This window comes from Lacinutrix sp. Hel_I_90, from assembly GCF_000934685.1.
GTDB lineage: Bacteria > Bacteroidota > Bacteroidia > Flavobacteriales > Flavobacteriaceae > Lacinutrix.
In genome coordinates this window covers 2,508,734-2,526,218 of sequence record NZ_JYNQ01000001.1, presented here as the reverse complement: position 1 = coordinate 2,526,218, position 17,485 = coordinate 2,508,734, and the positions used below count along the sequence as shown (strand labels likewise).

At 34.6% G+C, this 17,485-nt stretch carries 17 protein-coding genes and 1 riboswitch; of the genes, 4 read left to right on the top strand and 13 right to left on the bottom strand.

The window, feature by feature from the left end; all coding sequences use genetic code 11:
* The 6 genes from thiE to GQ46_RS11095 form a co-directional block, all read right to left on the bottom strand.
* Complete coding sequence (thiE, locus tag GQ46_RS11120) at positions 1-669, bottom strand: thiamine phosphate synthase (protein ID WP_044401817.1); 669 nt, start codon at positions 667-669, stop codon at positions 1-3.
* 2 nt (positions 670-671) lie between these two features.
* Positions 672-1,457, bottom strand: coding sequence for a hydroxymethylpyrimidine/phosphomethylpyrimidine kinase (locus GQ46_RS11115; protein ID WP_044401814.1), 786 nt, complete (start codon positions 1,455-1,457; stop codon positions 672-674).
* Positions 1,458-2,060, bottom strand: coding sequence for a thiamine phosphate synthase (locus GQ46_RS11110; protein ID WP_044401811.1), 603 nt, complete (start codon positions 2,058-2,060; stop codon positions 1,458-1,460).
* 27 nt (positions 2,061-2,087) lie between these two features.
* The gene (thiC, locus tag GQ46_RS11105; RefSeq protein WP_044401808.1) at positions 2,088-3,947 is read right to left on the bottom strand and encodes a phosphomethylpyrimidine synthase ThiC; all 1,860 of its coding nucleotides are present in this window, start codon (positions 3,945-3,947) and stop codon (positions 2,088-2,090) included.
* A 48-nt stretch (positions 3,948-3,995) separates the two neighbouring features.
* Positions 3,996-4,199, bottom strand: a complete 204-nt coding sequence (gene thiS / locus GQ46_RS11100) for a sulfur carrier protein ThiS (protein ID WP_044401805.1) — start codon at positions 4,197-4,199, stop codon at positions 3,996-3,998.
* A gap of 111 nt (positions 4,200-4,310) precedes the next feature.
* Positions 4,311-4,413: riboswitch (TPP riboswitch) on the bottom strand.
* 191 nt (positions 4,414-4,604) lie between these two features.
* Positions 4,605-5,144, bottom strand: coding sequence for a cation transporter (locus tag GQ46_RS11095; RefSeq protein ID WP_044401802.1), 540 nt, complete (start codon positions 5,142-5,144; stop codon positions 4,605-4,607).
* Between the two features lie 100 nt (positions 5,145-5,244).
* Between GQ46_RS11095 and GQ46_RS11090 the strand changes: the two genes are divergently transcribed.
* Entirely contained in the window at positions 5,245-6,159 is a 915-nt protein-coding gene (locus tag GQ46_RS11090) for a DMT family transporter (protein WP_044401799.1), read from the top strand.
* A gap of 86 nt (positions 6,160-6,245) precedes the next feature.
* Here GQ46_RS11090 and GQ46_RS11085 read toward each other — a convergent pair whose 3' ends face one another.
* Positions 6,246-8,333 carry a pitrilysin family protein gene (locus GQ46_RS11085; RefSeq protein ID WP_044401796.1) on the bottom strand — a complete coding sequence of 696 codons (2,088 nt, stop codon included), beginning with the start codon at positions 8,331-8,333 and terminating at the stop codon, positions 6,246-6,248.
* 168 nt (positions 8,334-8,501) lie between these two features.
* Positions 8,502-9,824, bottom strand: coding sequence for a pitrilysin family protein (locus GQ46_RS11080; protein ID WP_044401793.1), 1,323 nt, complete (start codon positions 9,822-9,824; stop codon positions 8,502-8,504).
* Positions 9,825-10,017: 193 nt separating this feature from the next.
* On the opposite strand from GQ46_RS11080, the gene GQ46_RS11075 reads away from it, so the two are divergent.
* From GQ46_RS11075 to rpmA, 3 genes are all read left to right on the top strand, one after another.
* A complete protein-coding gene (locus GQ46_RS11075; protein WP_044404970.1) occupies positions 10,018-10,509 on the top strand; it encodes a DUF4199 domain-containing protein in 492 nt (163 codons plus the stop codon).
* A gap of 160 nt (positions 10,510-10,669) precedes the next feature.
* Positions 10,670-11,437: a 50S ribosomal protein L21 gene (gene rplU / locus GQ46_RS11070; protein ID WP_044401790.1), complete on the top strand. Its 768-nt coding sequence runs from the start codon at positions 10,670-10,672 to the stop codon at positions 11,435-11,437.
* Positions 11,438-11,469: 32 nt separating this feature from the next.
* Positions 11,470-11,730, top strand: a complete 261-nt coding sequence (gene rpmA, locus GQ46_RS11065; RefSeq protein WP_044401786.1) for a 50S ribosomal protein L27 — start codon at positions 11,470-11,472, stop codon at positions 11,728-11,730.
* A 61-nt stretch (positions 11,731-11,791) separates the two neighbouring features.
* Here the strand turns inward: rpmA and GQ46_RS11060 are convergent, their stop codons facing one another.
* The 5 genes from GQ46_RS11060 to GQ46_RS11040 form a co-directional block, all read right to left on the bottom strand.
* The gene (locus GQ46_RS11060; RefSeq protein WP_044401783.1) at positions 11,792-12,436 is read right to left on the bottom strand and encodes a transglutaminase domain-containing protein; all 645 of its coding nucleotides are present in this window, start codon (positions 12,434-12,436) and stop codon (positions 11,792-11,794) included.
* 123 nt (positions 12,437-12,559) lie between these two features.
* Positions 12,560-14,101, bottom strand: coding sequence for a glycine--tRNA ligase (locus tag GQ46_RS11055; protein ID WP_044401780.1), 1,542 nt, complete (start codon positions 14,099-14,101; stop codon positions 12,560-12,562).
* Between the two features lie 65 nt (positions 14,102-14,166).
* Positions 14,167-15,063 carry a hypothetical protein gene (locus GQ46_RS11050; RefSeq protein ID WP_044401777.1) on the bottom strand — a complete coding sequence of 299 codons (897 nt, stop codon included), beginning with the start codon at positions 15,061-15,063 and terminating at the stop codon, positions 14,167-14,169.
* 155 nt (positions 15,064-15,218) lie between these two features.
* Positions 15,219-16,124, bottom strand: coding sequence for a hypothetical protein (locus GQ46_RS11045; RefSeq protein ID WP_044401774.1), 906 nt, complete (start codon positions 16,122-16,124; stop codon positions 15,219-15,221).
* A 173-nt stretch (positions 16,125-16,297) separates the two neighbouring features.
* The gene (locus GQ46_RS11040) at positions 16,298-17,248 is read right to left on the bottom strand and encodes a hypothetical protein (protein WP_044401772.1); all 951 of its coding nucleotides are present in this window, start codon (positions 17,246-17,248) and stop codon (positions 16,298-16,300) included.
* Between the last annotated feature and the right edge of the window lie 237 nt (positions 17,249-17,485).

The window sequence follows — 17,485 nt, the reverse complement described above, 5'->3', positions numbered from 1 at the left end:
CTATTCTTTTTTATCTGGTTGATCCGGTTGATCTGGTTTCCACAATTGTTCATAAAGTGACGTGCCTCGTAATAAGGTGTTAAACTCACTAATTATATTGAAGTTTTTTGTGATTTCTTCTGAGACAGCAACCCCATGAATCCCCGTTTTTAAAAGTTCAGGAACAGCCTCTAAGGTAATACCACCTACAGCGATAATAGGTGTTGTTGTTTTTAAGGCTTCTAGAATTTCTGAATATGCTTGTTGCCCTAAAACCGGAGCCAAGTTCTCTTTTGTTTTCGTAAAACGAAAAGGTCCCAAACCTATATAATCGACTTTTTTATCAATAAGTGATTTACAATCGGCTACCGTATTTGCTGTACCGCCAATAATTTGCCAAGGCTCCATATAGGCTCTCGCCACGGTAGGACAACTATCATTTTTGCCCAAATGAACACCATCTGCTTTTACGGCTTTAGCAATTTTATAATAATCATTGATAATTAAACGTGTTTGAAAATGGCTCGTGATTGCTCTCGCTTTTTCGGCCGCTTCGAGAAGCGCAGCTTCGTCTATAGCTTTTAAACGCAACTGTACTAACTCTGCTCCAGAAGCACAAGCATTTTGAATGTTATCAATATGTTCTTGAACACTCTGGCCTTGGGATATATAATGAAGTTTTGGAATCATTTTTATAGTCTTTTACTTGTTTTATACGCTGAAGATAATGGGAAATGATCTCCTAAAAGCGTTTTGTTTGAACTTAAAAACTGTTCGATATATTTTTTACTTTGCAGTGCTGCGGCTTCAATGGGGTATCCTAATAAGATAGTACTCGCTAAAGCTGAAGATAATACACAGCCACTGCCATGTTTTGGAAAAACGACTGTTTCACTAGGCATCATGCTTAATTGCATTGTTTTATTGTAATATAGCTCATCTAAACCTAAGCTATGCTCGCGATGCCCTCCTTTTAAATACAGCTTTGTTTTGCTACTGATGTGCGCAATGGTTTCTTTAATAGACTTATCAGCATACAAGCTTTGTATCTCTTCATAATTTGGAGTGATTAAATAAATACGCTCTAAAATAGTATCCAGTGTGCTGAGATCATCTTCACTGTGAAAAGCATATCCTGCACTTGCTTTTAAAACAGGGTCTAACACAACTTTTATCGTTGGATTATATTGATATAACTGCTCGAGTATACTCACTAATGATTCCCAATTTTTTACAAGTCCAATTTTCACCACTTCAATAGTAAAGCGTTCAAACAAGGTATCAATTTGCTTAAGAATAACCTCAGTGTCTACCCAATGGGCGGCTTTAAAATCGATATCATTTTGAACAGTCACCGCTGTACATACAGATAAGCCATACAAACCAAAGGCCTGAAAGGTTTTTATATCGGCAGTAAGTCCTGCACCACTTGAAGGATCAAAACCTGCTATAGTTAGTATGTATTGTTGGGTACCCACTTAGTTTTTATTGTTTTGCAAAAAATAGTCTTTCATGGTGTTAAAATCTAATATTGGAGTAGCACTATTCCAGACCCCGCCTAAAACACCAACACCTTTATATCCTAGTTTTATAAACTCAGCCAGATTGCTTGTAGTAACTCCTCCCATCCCTATAATTCTCTTATCTATGTGGTTGACATCGAAACCTCTTCCTTCATATCCTTTCTTAGATACGGAAGAAAAAACAGGACTTAATAAATGGTAATCAAATTCAAACTCGCAAGTCGCTAATTCCTCTAGTTCATGAAACGAGGAGCTAATGGTTTTACCAAACATATTTAAAGCCTTAAAATAGCGGCCAGGATTATCGATGTTATCTCTCCTTTTTTGTTCTTGAAAATGAATGCCTTTTAAATTGAATTCATTTATCAACTCATGAAAATAATGAACTACAATTCTGTTGTGGTATTTTGAATCCACTTGGCTCAAATATGTACAATGTTCCAGGTAGTTCTTTTCCGGTTTTCGCAAATGGTAATATTCTAAACCAGCTTCAAAAAGCTGATTCAGAATTAATATTTCATCTCTGACATCTTGTTCCGGAGCGATAACTACTATCATAAATTAGCATTTTCTTAAAATTACTAGTTATAAATATACTTCCGAGCCTTTATCTTTAAATTCCTGAGATTTTTCTTCCATCCCTTTCTTAATCACTTCATTGTCAACAATGTCGTTTGCAGCTGCGAAGTCACGTACTTCTTGTGAGATTTTCATAGAACAGAATTTAGGACCACACATAGAACAGAAGTGGGCTATTTTTGCACCATCTGCAGGCAGTGTTTCATCATGGTATTCACGCGCACGCTCTGGGTCTAAGCCTAAATTGAACTGATCTTCCCATCGAAATTCAAAACGCGCCATACTCAAAGCATTATCTCTGTGTTGCGATCCTGGATGTCCTTTAGCCAAATCAGCCGCATGAGCCGCCAATTTATAGGTAACGACACCAACACGTACATCTTCTTTATTGGGTAATCCTAAATGCTCTTTTGGCGTGACGTAGCATAACATAGCACAACCATACCAACCAATCATGGCCGCTCCAATACCAGAGGTAATATGATCGTATCCTGGCGCAATATCTGTTGTTAGAGGGCCTAAAGTGTAGAAGGGCGCTTCGTCACAAACTTCAATTTGACGTTCCATATTTTCTTTAATCATGTGCATAGGCACGTGACCTGGACCTTCAATAAAACACTGTACCTCATGTTTACGCGCAATTTTTGTTAATTCCCCCAGTGTCTCTAATTCGGCAAACTGCGCTTCATCATTTGCATCTGCTACAGATCCCGGACGTAAACCATCACCTAAAGAAAAGGCGACATCGTAAGATTTTAAGATTTCACAAATGTCTTCAAAATGCGTATATAAGAAACTCTCTTTGTGATGCGCCAAACACCACTTCGCCATAATAGAACCACCACGAGACACAATTCCTGTAACACGGTTAGCGGTCATTGGGACATAACGCAACAATACGCCAGCGTGAATGGTAAAATAATCAACCCCTTGTTCTGCTTGCTCAATTAAGGTGTCGCGATAAATTTCCCATGTTAAATCTTCTGCTACCCCGTTTACTTTTTCTAAAGCTTGGTAAATGGGCACAGTACCAACCGGCACTGGTGAATTTCTTATAATCCACTCGCGTGTTTCGTGAATGTTCTCACCAGTAGATAGATCCATAATATTATCTGCACCCCAACGGCACGCCCAAACCGCTTTTTCTACTTCCTCTTCAATTGATGATGTGGTTGCTGAATTCCCAATATTGGCATTTATTTTCACTAAGAAGTTTCTTCCTAAAATCATAGGTTCTGCTTCAGGGTGGTTTATGTTTGAAGGGATGACTGCGCGCCCTCTTGCCACTTCGTCGCGTACAAACTCAGGGGTGATTTTCGCAGGAATAGCAGCTCCAAAGTGTTCCCCTTTATGTTGTTTTCTAATTTCGGTCATCTCATCAATACGCTGGTTTTCACGAATAGCGATGTATTCCATCTCAGGAGTAATAATGCCTTTTTTAGCATAATGCAATTGCGTTACGTTTTGTCCTTTTTTAGCACGCATAGGTTTTTTTAATAAAGAAAAACGCATGTGGTCTAGGCGCGTATCATTTAAACGTTGGTTGCAATAGTCTGATGAAAACCCCTCTAACTGCTCAACATCACCACGGTCTAAAATCCATTGTTCACGAATTCTTTCAATACCATTATGAATATTGATTTCTTTTTCAGGGTCTGTATAAGGCCCTGAAGTATCATAGACAGTCACCGGTTCGTTAGGCGTCCATTTTCCTGTCATTGAATTTTTGGTATCACTCAAAGTGATTTCACGCATGGCCACTTTAATTTCTGGATACAGTTTGCCTTCAACATATATCTTATTAGAATTGGGAAAAGCTTGTCTTGAAATCGTGCCTTGTTTTGGAGCAGTGTCTTTATTTTTCATAGTCAAAAAATGTTTTTATAAATCAGTAATGGTTTGGGATTTTTGTCTTTAGCCGCCTTGAGTGGCTTGAATGACTAGCACTTGGTCTCCAGACTGTAACTTTGCTGTTTCCCAATGCGCTTGACGAATAATCTCAGAATTTACAGCCACAGCAACACCCTGCAAGGGCGCATTAATTTGTTGCAATACTTGTAAAATAGTAAAGTCGGAGTCAATGTTAAGGGGAGAATCGTTAATACCAATAGTTATCATAGCTACAGTTATATTTTAATACTGTAAACAATAGGGCATTAATGACTTTGAAAGGAAGAAAGTGCTTTAGGAAAAGACTATCCAAATGAAAATTTGTAGATTTATATTACAATAAATCATTCAACTTTTCCCTTCGACGGTACTAACCGCATCAGGTTCAAAGGGTTTTTCTCAGTTCTAAATACACTTACTTAGAACACCCCTAAAGTTTACTATACAAAAGTATTAAAAAAAAAAGATTTGGTATTGTTTTAAATGTAAATTCTAGTTTTAAAGCGTTTGTTTTTAAGTAAAACAATAAGCCTTAGCTATTTAAAATAGCGCGTGATAATGACTGGCTCGCTTTAGTCCAAAAAAAAAGGTTTCGTTATACGAAACCTTTTTATAAATTATATTCTATAACTATTATGCCTTTACTTCCTTCGCACAACATGCTTTTTTACAATCTTTAGCACAAGCCATTTTTTCTCCTTCTGTTTTTTCTTTACAGCACTCCATTTTACAGGCTGCTTTTTCAGCATCGGTTTTTCCTTCGCAACAGGCCATCGTGCAAGATTTTACTGTAGAAAATTCAGCCACTGTTTTCATGTCTTTTACTTTGTAAGTATCTGCAACACTTGTTACCGTGCCTTCTAAACTTGCTGGTGTTACTTTAGCTTCGTCGTATTCTACCATAGCTAACTCACGTTCAAAATCTACTTTTGCAGATTTTACACCTTCCATTTTAGCCATTTTATTCTCAATGGTTTTTGCACAACCCATCGCGCAGGTCATCCCTTCAATTTTAAACTCTGCTTTTGCATAAGTAGCATTCGCGTCTACTATTGATTCTGTTTCTTCAACGGCAGTCTCCACTGTCATTATCTCTGGTTGTGCTTCGTTTTTACAACTAAAAGCAGTCATTGCGATTACTGCAACTAATAATACCTTTTTTATGTTCTTCATTTTAATCAATTTTAATTATTGAATTATAGATTACAAATCTAACAATAATAGCGGTTTATTCTCTTAAAAAATCGATTTTTGCACCGCTAAATGATGTGATATGCCAAATAACAATACCAAATGGGTTTACTTACTTATATTATCAGTCATTTGGGGCACCAGTTTTATTCTTATTAAAAAAGGATTATTAGGATTAACACCCTATCAATTAGGTGCTTTAAGAACTTTTTTTACTGGTTTATTTTTATTTTCGGTTGGTTTTAACCGTATTAAAACAATTAAAAAAAAGGATTGGAAGTGGATTATCATTTCTGGATTCCTAGGTTCTTTTATTCCGGCTTTTTTATTTGCTATAGCAGAGACAGAAATTGATAGTGCCGTTGTTTCGGTTTTAAATTCTTTAGTCCCATTAAATACGGTATTAATGGGACTAGCCGTTTTTAAAATTACCTCAACAAAACGTCAGATTTTGGGGGTTATTATTGGCTTTATTGGGACTTCGATTCTAATTTTAAAAGGTGCCGAATTGAATCCGAATCAGAATTATCTGTTTGCTGGCTTTGTGATTGTCTCAACAGTAATGTATGCTGCGAATGTAAACATCATTAAACGGTATCTACAAGACGTAAAACCATTAACTATTGCTGTTGGTAATTATGTGCCAATAATCATTCCTGCGCTTGCCATACTCTTTTTTACAGATTTCTTTTCTCCTGAAAATTTTAGCGCTTCGTTATTTCGCACTTCTATTTTGTACGTTATTGTTTTATCATTATTCGGCACAGCTATGGCCAAAGTCCTTTTTAATAAATTAGTACAACTATCTACACCTGTTTTTGCCTCTTCAGTGACTTATATAATGCCCATTGTTGCGCTTAGCTGGGGCGTGTTGGATGGTGAAAAATTCACTTTGATTCAAGGTTTTGCAACACTAATTATTCTTATTGGTGTTTGGTTGGCGAATAAGAAGAAACAGCCAATTTCGAGATTACAGGAAAAGACTAAGTATAACTAATGATTTAAAAAGACCTCCTTAGTTTTTAAGCATAAAAAAATCCGAAATCTCTCGACTTCGGATTTTTAATTATATCCTACTTTTAATTATTCAAAATCACTCTTCGTTAAAGGCTCATTGACTTTTACAGCCACTGTTTTAAGCTCGATACTTTGTCCAGCCATAGGTACTACCATAGTATATGGAAACTTAATCCCGTCAACCTCTTGGTAATCACCATAAGTTGTTTCTTGAACAAGATCCTGACCTCCTGGGCCTTTTACAGTAGCAACACTTTTTATTTTCAAGCCTGATGCTACATCATAATAATTCTTAGACGTTTCGCCAGCCTCATCCTCTATCGTAATCACATAAGCGTCTTTACCATCTACAGTCTCTATTGAAGCTAAGCTTACTTTTTTAGAAGCATCAGTACTTAGGTTTAACTCAGCAAACAATCCTTTTTTAGCTTTCATTTCAGAAAGCATTTCAGCTGGCATAGGCTGTTTATTTCCCATTTGCGCCATATAGCCGTTCTCACCATCAAAAGCTTGCTTAAACACAGTTCCCATACCTACGATGTTAACATCATTTAACATTAAATTAGGACTTTTCTGTTTAACAGTCATAACCATGTTTTGGCCTTGAAAAGAAGCACTCATTTCTTGAACCAAAGTAGTTACATTCTCTAGGGCTGCCATACCTCCAACTGCTTTGATATAATCATTCATTACAGTTTGTGCTGTAACGCCTTCAGGAATTGGTTTAGAAAATACAGGCTTCTCTACAGGAGTTGCATATTTATCAAAATACTTAACCGGAATACCCGTTTTCTCTAAATTAGAGACCACTTCACTTCCTTTACCAACAACAATAATTCTGGCATTTTGCTCTGTAAAGTATTTGTTAGCTACACGCTCAACATCTTCTACCGTTACAGCATTGATTTTTGTTAAATACGTCTTGTAGAAATCTTTTGGTAAGTTGTTTAACTTAATATTTAAGGCGTAGTTAGCAATCGTTTGTGGACGCTCTAAAGCCAATACAAAATCACCTACGTATTTTGCTTTAGCGTTGCTTAGATCTTCAGCAGAAACCTTTTCTGCTTTAATTCTTTTAATTTCTTTTAAAGACTCAACTACTGCACTATCTGTTACTGCATTTCTTACAGCAGTAGATGCGTCAAAACGAGAAGCGCCATAACGATCTACCCCAACACTTGAACGTGCACCATAAGTATACCCGTGCTCTTCACGTAAATTCATGTTTAGGTAAGAACCAAAGCCTCCGCCTAAAATTTTGTTTGCAATTAAAACCGCATGATAATCTGGATCACCCATTTTTAATTTCACATTAGTTGTAACCGAAATATTAGATTGTACGGCATTTGGCATATCGATAAAATCGATTTCTGTTGTACTTACATTTTGATAAGGCTCTGGAATCGTTTTGGAAACATCGATACCCTTTTCCCATTTTTTGAAGTACTTTTTTACTTGCTTTTCTACTGTTAGAAAGTCTACATCTCCAACAACCACTAAATAGGCATTGTTTGGATTGAAATTTTCTTGGTAGAAAGCACGTACATTATCTAAAGTAATTGCATTTAAAGTTTCTTCTGTAATAAACTCGCCATAAGGATGTTTTTTACCAAAAGATAAAGCACCACCAACACGAGATGCAACTGCATCTACACTTTTTTCGCTCGATTTTAAACCTTCAATAGCTTTTTCTTTTTCTTTTTGAAATTCTTCTTCGGTCAACAATGGATTCATTGCTGCATCTGCCATTAATTCTAAAATACGATCAGAATATTTAGTTAATGAACTCCCGTAAGCACTACTTGAACCAAAATTTAAACTTGCTCCTAGAAAATCAATTTCTTCATTAAATTCATCTTTAGGAATACTTGTTGTTCCGTTCCCTAACATTGCGCCCAGAATACCAGTAACTCCAGCTATTTCTCCTTCAACTTTTGGTTGGTTGTCAATAACTAAAGAGTATGATACTCTCGGTAATTTATGGTTTACGACTACAAGAACTTTAAGTCCGTTTTTGAGTTCAAATTCTCCAGGAACTTCCAAGGTAATGGTTGGTGCTGGTCCTGGTTTTGGTTGCACAGATCTATCAATTTGAGCAGTAACTGAAATTGATAATAAAAACAGTGCTATAAATGCTGTTATTTTTGTTTTCATTTGTATTTGTTATTTTTTAAAAGTTGTCACATGTTGCTTTCATTTAAAAAGGCCTTTTTCTAATTAAGCTTCGTATTATGAAAGGGTCATCTGTCTTGTTTTATTTTTTAAATTATAAACGATTGCTTTAATTGTAGGCTTATATAATTAAAGGGGCATTCGCTTTTATTATTCTTCCGCTTTAACTTCTGGCAAATACTCTAATACTAAACGTTGATTAGGATTTAAGTATTTTTTAGCAACGTCTTGAATTTCCTGTCTTGTAATAGATCTGTAAATATCAATTTCATTGTTAATTAAATTCACATCTTTATACAACATGTAGTAACTTGCTAAAGAATTTGCTATACCAGCAATACTTGAATTTGAATTAACAAAATTATTTTCAAATTTATTTTGAAGCTTTTGGTAATCTCTTTCAGTCATTAATTCTGTTTGTACTTTAACCAATTCTTCATCCATTTCTTTAAGTAAACTCTCTAAAGAAACATCACCTAATGGTAACCCGTATAAAATATAAGTACCATAATCTTCTTGGCTTTGATTAATTGCACCCACTTGTAATGCCATTTTTTTATCATCAACAAGTTTCTTGTATAATTTAGACGTTTTACCAGAGCTTAAATAGCTCGATAACATGTCTAGAACATAGGCATCTCTTTCAGTCATTGCAGGTGTTCTATAGGCTGCCATGATAGCGGGAACCTGAATGTTAGCATCATAAGCCTTTGCTCTTATAGTCTCTGTAATAGGGTCTTCTTTAGGAAAATCTCTAACAATATCTTCTCCTCTTGGAATAGGTCCAAAATAGTCTTCAATCATTTTTTTAGTTGAAGCGATGTCTATATCACCTGCAACCACTAAAACAGCATTGTTAGGTACATAGAATTTTTTATTAAAGGCTTGAAACTCTTCTAAGGAAGCAGCATCTAAATGCGCCATTTTACCAATAGTGGTTCCTTTATAAGGGTGCTTTTTAAAGATGTTGAGTTTAACATTTTCGATAAACTTTCCATAAGGCGCATTATCAACACGCAAACGTTTTTCTTCTTTTACGACTTCATTTTGTGTATCTACACCAATTTGGTTAATAATAGGGTGCATTAAACGCTCAGATTCCATCCACAATCCCAGTTCTAGACTGTTAGAAGGGAAAACTTCATAATAATAAGTTCTGTCGTCTGTGGTGTTAGCATTGTTACTTCCCCCATTAGATGTCACGATATTAAACCACTCGCCACGTTCTATGTTTTCGGTTCCTTCGAACAAAAGGTGCTCAAAAAAGTGAGCCATACCTGTACGTTCTGGGTTTTCATCTTTAGCACCTACATGGTACATTACAGATGTTGTTACTACTGGAGCAGTGTTGTCTTGATGTAAAATAACGTGCATACCGTTACTTAAATCATACTCTTCAAATTTAACTTCTTGTGCATTAGCTGCAAATCCAGCTAAAAGCAAAGCCGTTAACGAGAATAAACTTTTTTTCATTTTTGCGATGGTTTTTTTGTTAATGTCCTATAGGTCTATAACTCCTTTAAAATGTTACAGAATTTTAACAAAAATAATAATCGAATAACCGTTTTGCGTTACTGAAATGTTAAAAATTAACATTGATTTATAATTTCTGTAGCATTTTTTCACGAACTTTATGTCTGTCAGAAATTATAAAAACAACTTAAATATGAAAAACTTTACACTCCCAATACGCTTTGGCTTAGTAATGAGTGCATCCCTAATTGCTTTCTTTTTATTTCTCGCACTCTTTAATTTACATACTAATCCCCTTTTTAGTTTAGGGAATGGACTTATTACAGGTTTTGGTATTTTTGAAACCATTCGTTATCATAAGTTAGAAAAAGGAAAGGATTTTTCTTATTCTAGTGGGTTTACTGTAGGTATAGTCTCTGGATTTATAGCGACTATTATATTCACACTATTTTTTTTACTCTATGCTACAGAAATAAATAAAGATTTCCTTTTAGAATTACTCACCGTATTTGAAAGAGATTATGAAGTTGGCATTGGATTAGTCGTTTTTGTTGTCGCTATTATGGGGTTTTCAACTACAGTCGTATTGACCTTAACTGGGATGCAATATTTTAAGAATAGTGGCAACATCCCAAAAACCAAAGAAAAATCAGACCGAGACACGAATTTAAAGGAAGTCTCTTAACGATTCTTTTTTATGTTAGAATTATTAATCACATTACTCAAAAAAACGCGTAATACTATATAAAACGTTTGTAGATTAATTAATTAGAAGTATATTTGCATCCGCTTTCAAGTATGGAAGTGATTATTTAGTACAAATTAATTAATAAAAACGTTACGCTATGTACGCAATTGTAGAGATAGCAGGGCATCAATTTAAAGTTGAAAAAGACCAAAAAGTTTTTGTTAATCGTTTAGCAACAGAAGAAGGTAAGAAAGTAGATTTCGATAACGTTCTTTTAATTGCAGATGGTGACAATATTACTTTAGGCGCCCCAGCTATAGGCGGAGCACTAGTAAGTGCAAAAGTCTTAAAGCACCTTCAAGGTGATAAAGTTATTGTTTTCAAAAAGAAAAGAAGAAAAGGTTACCGTGTGAAAAACGGTCACAGACAAGCCCTTTCTGAAATCGTAATTGAAAGCATTGTAGCTTCAGGAGCAAAAAAATCTGAAAAGAAAGCTGAAAAAGCCGCTCCGAAAAAAGAATCAACCGCTACTAAAGCAAAGGTTGAGACAACTAAAAAAGCTGAACCAAAAGCAGAAGCAAAAGCTACTACTAAGGCAAAGAAAGACGTTGAAGTTAGCGAAAATCTTGTAACTCGTGCTGAACACCGTGCAGAAGACAAAGATCTTGAAATTAACATCGACAAGGTACTTCACAGTATCGGAACAGCTTTAAAAGCTGATGCCCAAGATTTAAAAAAAATCAACGGTATTGGTCCAGCGTATGAAAAGAGACTTAACGCAGTTGGCATTTACACTTACGAGCAAATTAGTAAGTTAAAAGCAGCAGACCGTGATGAGCTTTCGGCTATCGATGGTATTACTCGTGAGAAGATAGAATCTGAAGAATGGGTAAAGCAAGCAAAAGAATTGCTTAAGAAACAATAAATCGAGTATTAACAAAATAAAACCTTAAGACAATGGCTCACAAAAAAGGAGTTGGTAGTTCTAAAAACGGTAGAGAATCAGAATCAAAACGCTTAGGTGTTAAGATATTTGGTGGTCAAGCAGCTATCGCGGGGAACATTATCATAAGACAAAGAGGTAATACACACCACCCAGGTGAAAATGTATACCAAGGAAAAGATCATACTTTACACGCTAGAGTTGATGGTCTTGTAAAATTCACAAAGAAAAGAGACGATAAGTCTTATGTTTCTATTGAGCCTTTCGAGGCTTAGGAATTTTCAGTCCTAAACAAGTTTAAAAACGCCTTTCTTTTTAGAGAGGCGTTTTTTATTTTCAGTTTATAAAATCTAATAAGGACGGAGGCTTATTAAGCAATGTCCAATTAATATCTTCTGGATAGTGACTTTTTATAAAGGTATTAGGGGGTGTTAAATACCAATACGCATCAGGATTCCCAGGATTACCATTGCTAACAGACCACGTAATATCTAAAAGGTGCCATTTACCATCCAGCCTAACAGCGCTCCAAGAATGATTAGGTTTATCATAGGCCATTGCTAGTTTAGTAAACCCATGAATTGTTTTTGCTTCTATACCAGCCTGCTCACATAACTGCTCAAATAAAAAGGCAAACCCACCACAAAGTGCTTTCTGGCGTTGCAGTACTTTTTGAATGACGTTCTCTCTTGAAGTATAAAATTCTTTTTGAAGTTTTTTATTAACTCTCAACTCATGATCATAGCTAATGTTTTTGGTAATCCAAAGATAAATTGCCTGTGCTTTTTCCACTTGACTTTCCTTGCCTTTAGTAATGCTGTATGCCAATTTTTCTAAGACCAGGTTATGCGTAACACGATCTTTTCTGGTTTTACTTTGTTGTATTATTGCATTGTTTTTATGCCCAATTACAGAACCAATTTGTGATTGAGCCCCTAAGGAAAATAAGAACAGGAAAGACAGCAGGTATTTAACAAACATGATATTAGGCGTTTTATCTTACCTTTATAAACGTTAATAGCCTCAAAATATTGGCTATAAAAAAACCCAAACAGTTTTGTTTGGGTTTTCTATTTATGAAATTTCTGTTTTCACAGGAATTTATTACATCTTCATTAACCAAGTTCTCACATCAACCGCTTCTTTAATAATCGCTCTAAGGGCATCTATTTTAACCCGTTTTTGTTCCATAGAGTCTCTATATCTAATGGTTACTGTATTATCTTCTAACGTATCATGATCTACAGTAATACAAAATGGTGTTCCGTTCGCATCTTGACGCCTGTAACGTCTTCCTACAGCATCTTTCTCATCATAAGCGACATTGAAATCCCATTTTAAGTCATCAACAATTTGTTGTGCGATTTCTGGTAAACCATCTTTTTTAACTAGTGGAAGTACCGCGGCTTTAAAAGGGGCTAAAACTGCCGGCAATTTTAAAACGGTTCTAACACTTCCATCCTCTAGCGTTTCATCTTCTAAAGCATTCGAAAAGACGGCTAAAAACATACGATCTAGACCTATTGAAGTCTCTAAAACATACGGCGTGTAGCTCTTGTTTTCTTCATGATCGAAGTATTGAAGCTTTTTACCTGAGTGTTTTTCATGCTGACTCAAATCAAAATCTGTACGTGAGTGAATCCCTTCCAACTCTTTAAATCCGAACGGGAATTTAAACTCTATATCTGTCGCTGCATCTGCATAATGTGCTAATTTTTCATGATCATGGAAACGGTAATTATCTTCACCAAGTCCTAATGACAAATGCCATTTCATTCTGGTTTCTTTCCAATGCTCAAACCATTTTTGTTGGGTTCCTGGTTTAATAAAAAATTGCATTTCCATTTGCTCAAACTCACGCATTCTAAAAATAAACTGTCTTGCCACAATTTCATTTCTAAACGCTTTTCCTGTTTGCGCAATACCAAATGGAATTTTCATTCGTCCCGATTTTTGCACGTTTAAGAAATTCACAAAAATTCCTTGTGCTGTTTCTGGTCGTAAATAGAGATCCATAGCGCTTTCTGCACTGGCTCCTAATTTAGTGCCAAACATTAAATTAAATTGTTTAACATCTGTCCAGTTCTTACTTCCACTTACGGGGCAGCCAATCTCCAATTCTTCAATGAGCCCTTTTACATCTGCTAAATCTTCTTTCTCAAGAGATTGTCCCATACGTTTTAGGATACTATCAATTTTTTCCTGGTAACCAATAACACGTGGATTGGTAGAAAGAAACTCCTGTTTATTAAAGGCTTCCCCAAAACGTTTTGCCGCCTTGGCTACTTCTTTATCAATTTTTGCTTCAATTTTAGCGCAGTAATCTTCAATTAAAACATCTGCTCTATAGCGTTTTTTAGAATCTTTATTATCAATTAACGGATCGTTAAAGGCGTCAACGTGCCCTGAAGCTTTCCATGTGGTTGGATGCATAAAAATTGAAGCATCTAAACCAACAATATTATCATGCATTTGCACCATGGCTTTCCACCAATAGTCACGAATGTTCTTTTTTAACTCTACTCCGTTTTGTGCGTAATCATAGACGGCGCTTAGTCCGTCATATATTTCACTACTCTGGAATACATAACCATATTCTTTTGCATGTGAGATTACCTTTTTAAATTTATCGTCTTGATTTGCCATAGCTACAAAAATATAAAACCGCTTCAATTAATTGGAGCGGTTTAGTAAAAATATTATCAGTTATTTTATTTTAAGGTCATTGATGTTTTAGAAATCAAACTCCCCTTGTGAAAGATGGAGATATAATAATCGCCCTTGCTCAATTCTTCTTCGTTATTTTTATCAATTATAGCAGATACTGTTAATTCATCTCCTCTATAATTTACTGTGATTTTACCAGAATAATTAAGCGATGTATTGCCAAAGTTAACTGTACCTTGATCTGAGATAATGTGCCTATTAGAATCCATGATTTGAAAATAAAACGTTTTTGGTCCTTTTATTAAAAATTCATTTTTTACGATAGTAAATGTAATGTGAAATTTATTGGTTCTCCTAGCATATCTAGTATCTACTACTCTATTTCTAGATGTGACACGCTTTGCAGCCTCTGCACTCAGATTACTTACAAAAAGCTTTCTATACTCGGATAATTTATCATTTTCATCTAAAAGGTGAGTGTATTTCGATTCAATTAATTCTGTAAGGGAATCTCTTGCTTTAAGTGTTTTCTCAAACGCTCGCCTTTCATTTTTAAGCGATTGGTTTTCTGACTCAAGGCCGTCAATAAAAGAAAGAATCTTTTTGTTTTCAACTTTAAGAATTTTTATTTGATCTCTGAATTTAGCAATTAACGCTTGGTTTAGTTTTACTGTTCTCACAGAATCCCTGACTATAACCATCTTCTCTTTTGATTGCTCTAGCTGAAGTCTTAACGTGTCGTTTAGTACCTCAACAGAATTATAGCTCTCAATCATTTCGGAAAGCTCGTTTAAAACCAGATTTTTTTCCTGCTCAAAACGGATATTATCATCTTTAACTTTAAAGTATTTCAAAAGCGTTAAAATGGTCAAAATCAAAAAGAAAAACACAGCAACAATTACGGCTGGTCTCAAACTACGGATTTGTGGGATAACCATCATAATTAATTCAAATTGGATTCTGTTTTTTCCAAACAGAAGTTATAATATAATAATAAATGACTAGGAGCCATAAACATTTGTTTGATTGGCAGTATAACAATCATAAATTAGTACTGTAATATTAGAATAATTTATTAAGCCACGAAAACGTTTCCTTATTTTAAATCAATACTTGTTTTCCCTAATGTTTCGCCATTATGAATAACAGTGACAAAGTATAATCCCTTCTCCAACTCACTCTCAAGTCGTTTTTCAATCATTGAACACACCTCAATATCTTCATTATTATAAAAAATCGTTTTCTTTTCAGAATAAACAAGGGATTTTTTTCCAAAGTGAACGGTACCTTTATCTGCAATAACATTCATTTTAGAATCTAAAACCTGAATGTATAATTCTTTTTCTCCTGCCTCTATAAACTTATTATTTATAACTTTAAAACACACCTGAAACTTATTCGCTTTTCTAGCAAATTTAGTAGCTACGATACGCCTAGATGTAACACGTTTTACACCTTCAGCAACGACATTAGTAACGATTAACTTTTTGGCTTTTTCTAAATCAAAATTCAGGTCTGAATTACGTTTAGAAAGTGTTTTATTCTCTGTTTTAAGGGATTGTGAAACCGCTTCTTTTCTGGAAATTACATTTTCAAAACGTTCGCTTTCTTTTTTGAGTGCCACATTTTCCTCCTCAAGAATATTAACCATGGCTAATACCTGTGCATTCTCTTGTTTAAGCAATCTAATCTGCGATTTATACTTTGAAATTAAGGATGCATTGGGCTTTAAATGTTTAACAGAATCTAAGATACTTGTGAGTTTAGATTTTGTTTTTTTCAGCTGAAGACGCATTGCTATATTTCCAATTTTTACGTCATCATAGCTGGAAATCATTTCAGACAATTCATTTTCAACAAGACCTTTTTCTTGTTCAATAAATACCTGATTCTCTTCCAATTTACTGTAACTCGAATAGCTAAAAGAACTAAGAATTAAAATTGCTATCACCAATGAACCAATAATTAATCTGTAGTTAAATAATTGAGGGTTAACTATCATTTTAATTTTTTAAAAAACCAAATTTATGCAAATAGATAATCATAAGTTATAAAAGTCGATGAACTGATAAAATAATTGACAAAGCCCTGATAATCCCTTAAAAACTCATAAAAAAACAAAACAATGCTTTATAACAACTTTAAAACACCCTTTCCAATTAATAAATTAAGCGGCTATTTTAAAGTCAAGGTTGTATTTAACACAAGCCCTTCGGTATTGTAAAGACCTACATAATAAAGGCCTGGGATAAATTTATCTTTATTTGAATATTCTATAAACTCACAATGTTCAATCTTTTCATTAGCATAGTCTACACTAACCGTTTTACTCCTGATCAAATTAGAGTCGCCAATTGAAATCGCTCCTAAATCACCCACTACATTACTATTGGGATCTATAACCTGCAAATAATAGGTTTGTTTACCTTTTTTTGTTAGGTGATTTTTTGGAAGTGTAAAACAAAGATTCAATTTTTTTGTGCGTCTGGCACTTGTTGTGTTTACTATTATCGTATTAGGTTTTAAACGCTTTACAGCCGAAATTGACATGGTAATTGGCAATATTTTTGCTGCCTTATCAAGCCGTTCAGTTATGCCTTTATTGTCTTTTTTTAAGGCTGAGTTATTTCGTTTGTACTTAGCGACTGCATATTTGTATTTAGAAACTGTAGTCTGATGTTTCTCTTCATTAGATTTATAATATTCTAATTCTGAGCCAACGGAATTAACCTCTTTTTTAAGAAAATCATTCTCTCTGTCTAACGCTTTTACCAGGTTCAGAATACGCTTGTTTTCCTCTTTTAATATCGAAAGTTGGTTTTTATAACTTGTTACCAAATCTATATCTGGCTTTCTATTTTGGATGGAATCCAAAATATTAAAAATCTTAGCCTTGGTTAATTCCAACTGATTTAAAATAGAAACATTTTCGATTTCTAGGTCGTGATAAGACAGTATCATGTCTCCTAATTCCTGTTCAATTAATTCATTTTCATGAATAATATATTCTTGATAATTTTCAAGAGCTCTATAGCTCTCATACGAGTAATATCCAAGTGCTAATAGTAGCGTGGTTAACGGCACTAATATTAGCCTTAGACTGTTGATGGGAGGGTTAACAATCATAGCGATAAGAAATTACATTTACACCGTAAAACTAAAACTAAACATCTAAAAATCAGTAATTTTAGAGTACTTTTCGATAAAATGATTAAATCATCTGACAAACCATATAATTTTACCGACCAAATGCTAAATACTATTATTAATCTATTTTTTCCCCAGGTTTGTTACGCTTGCAAGTTACAATTAACTGATAATGAGCAATACGTTTGCACAACATGCAGACACCATTTACCTGTA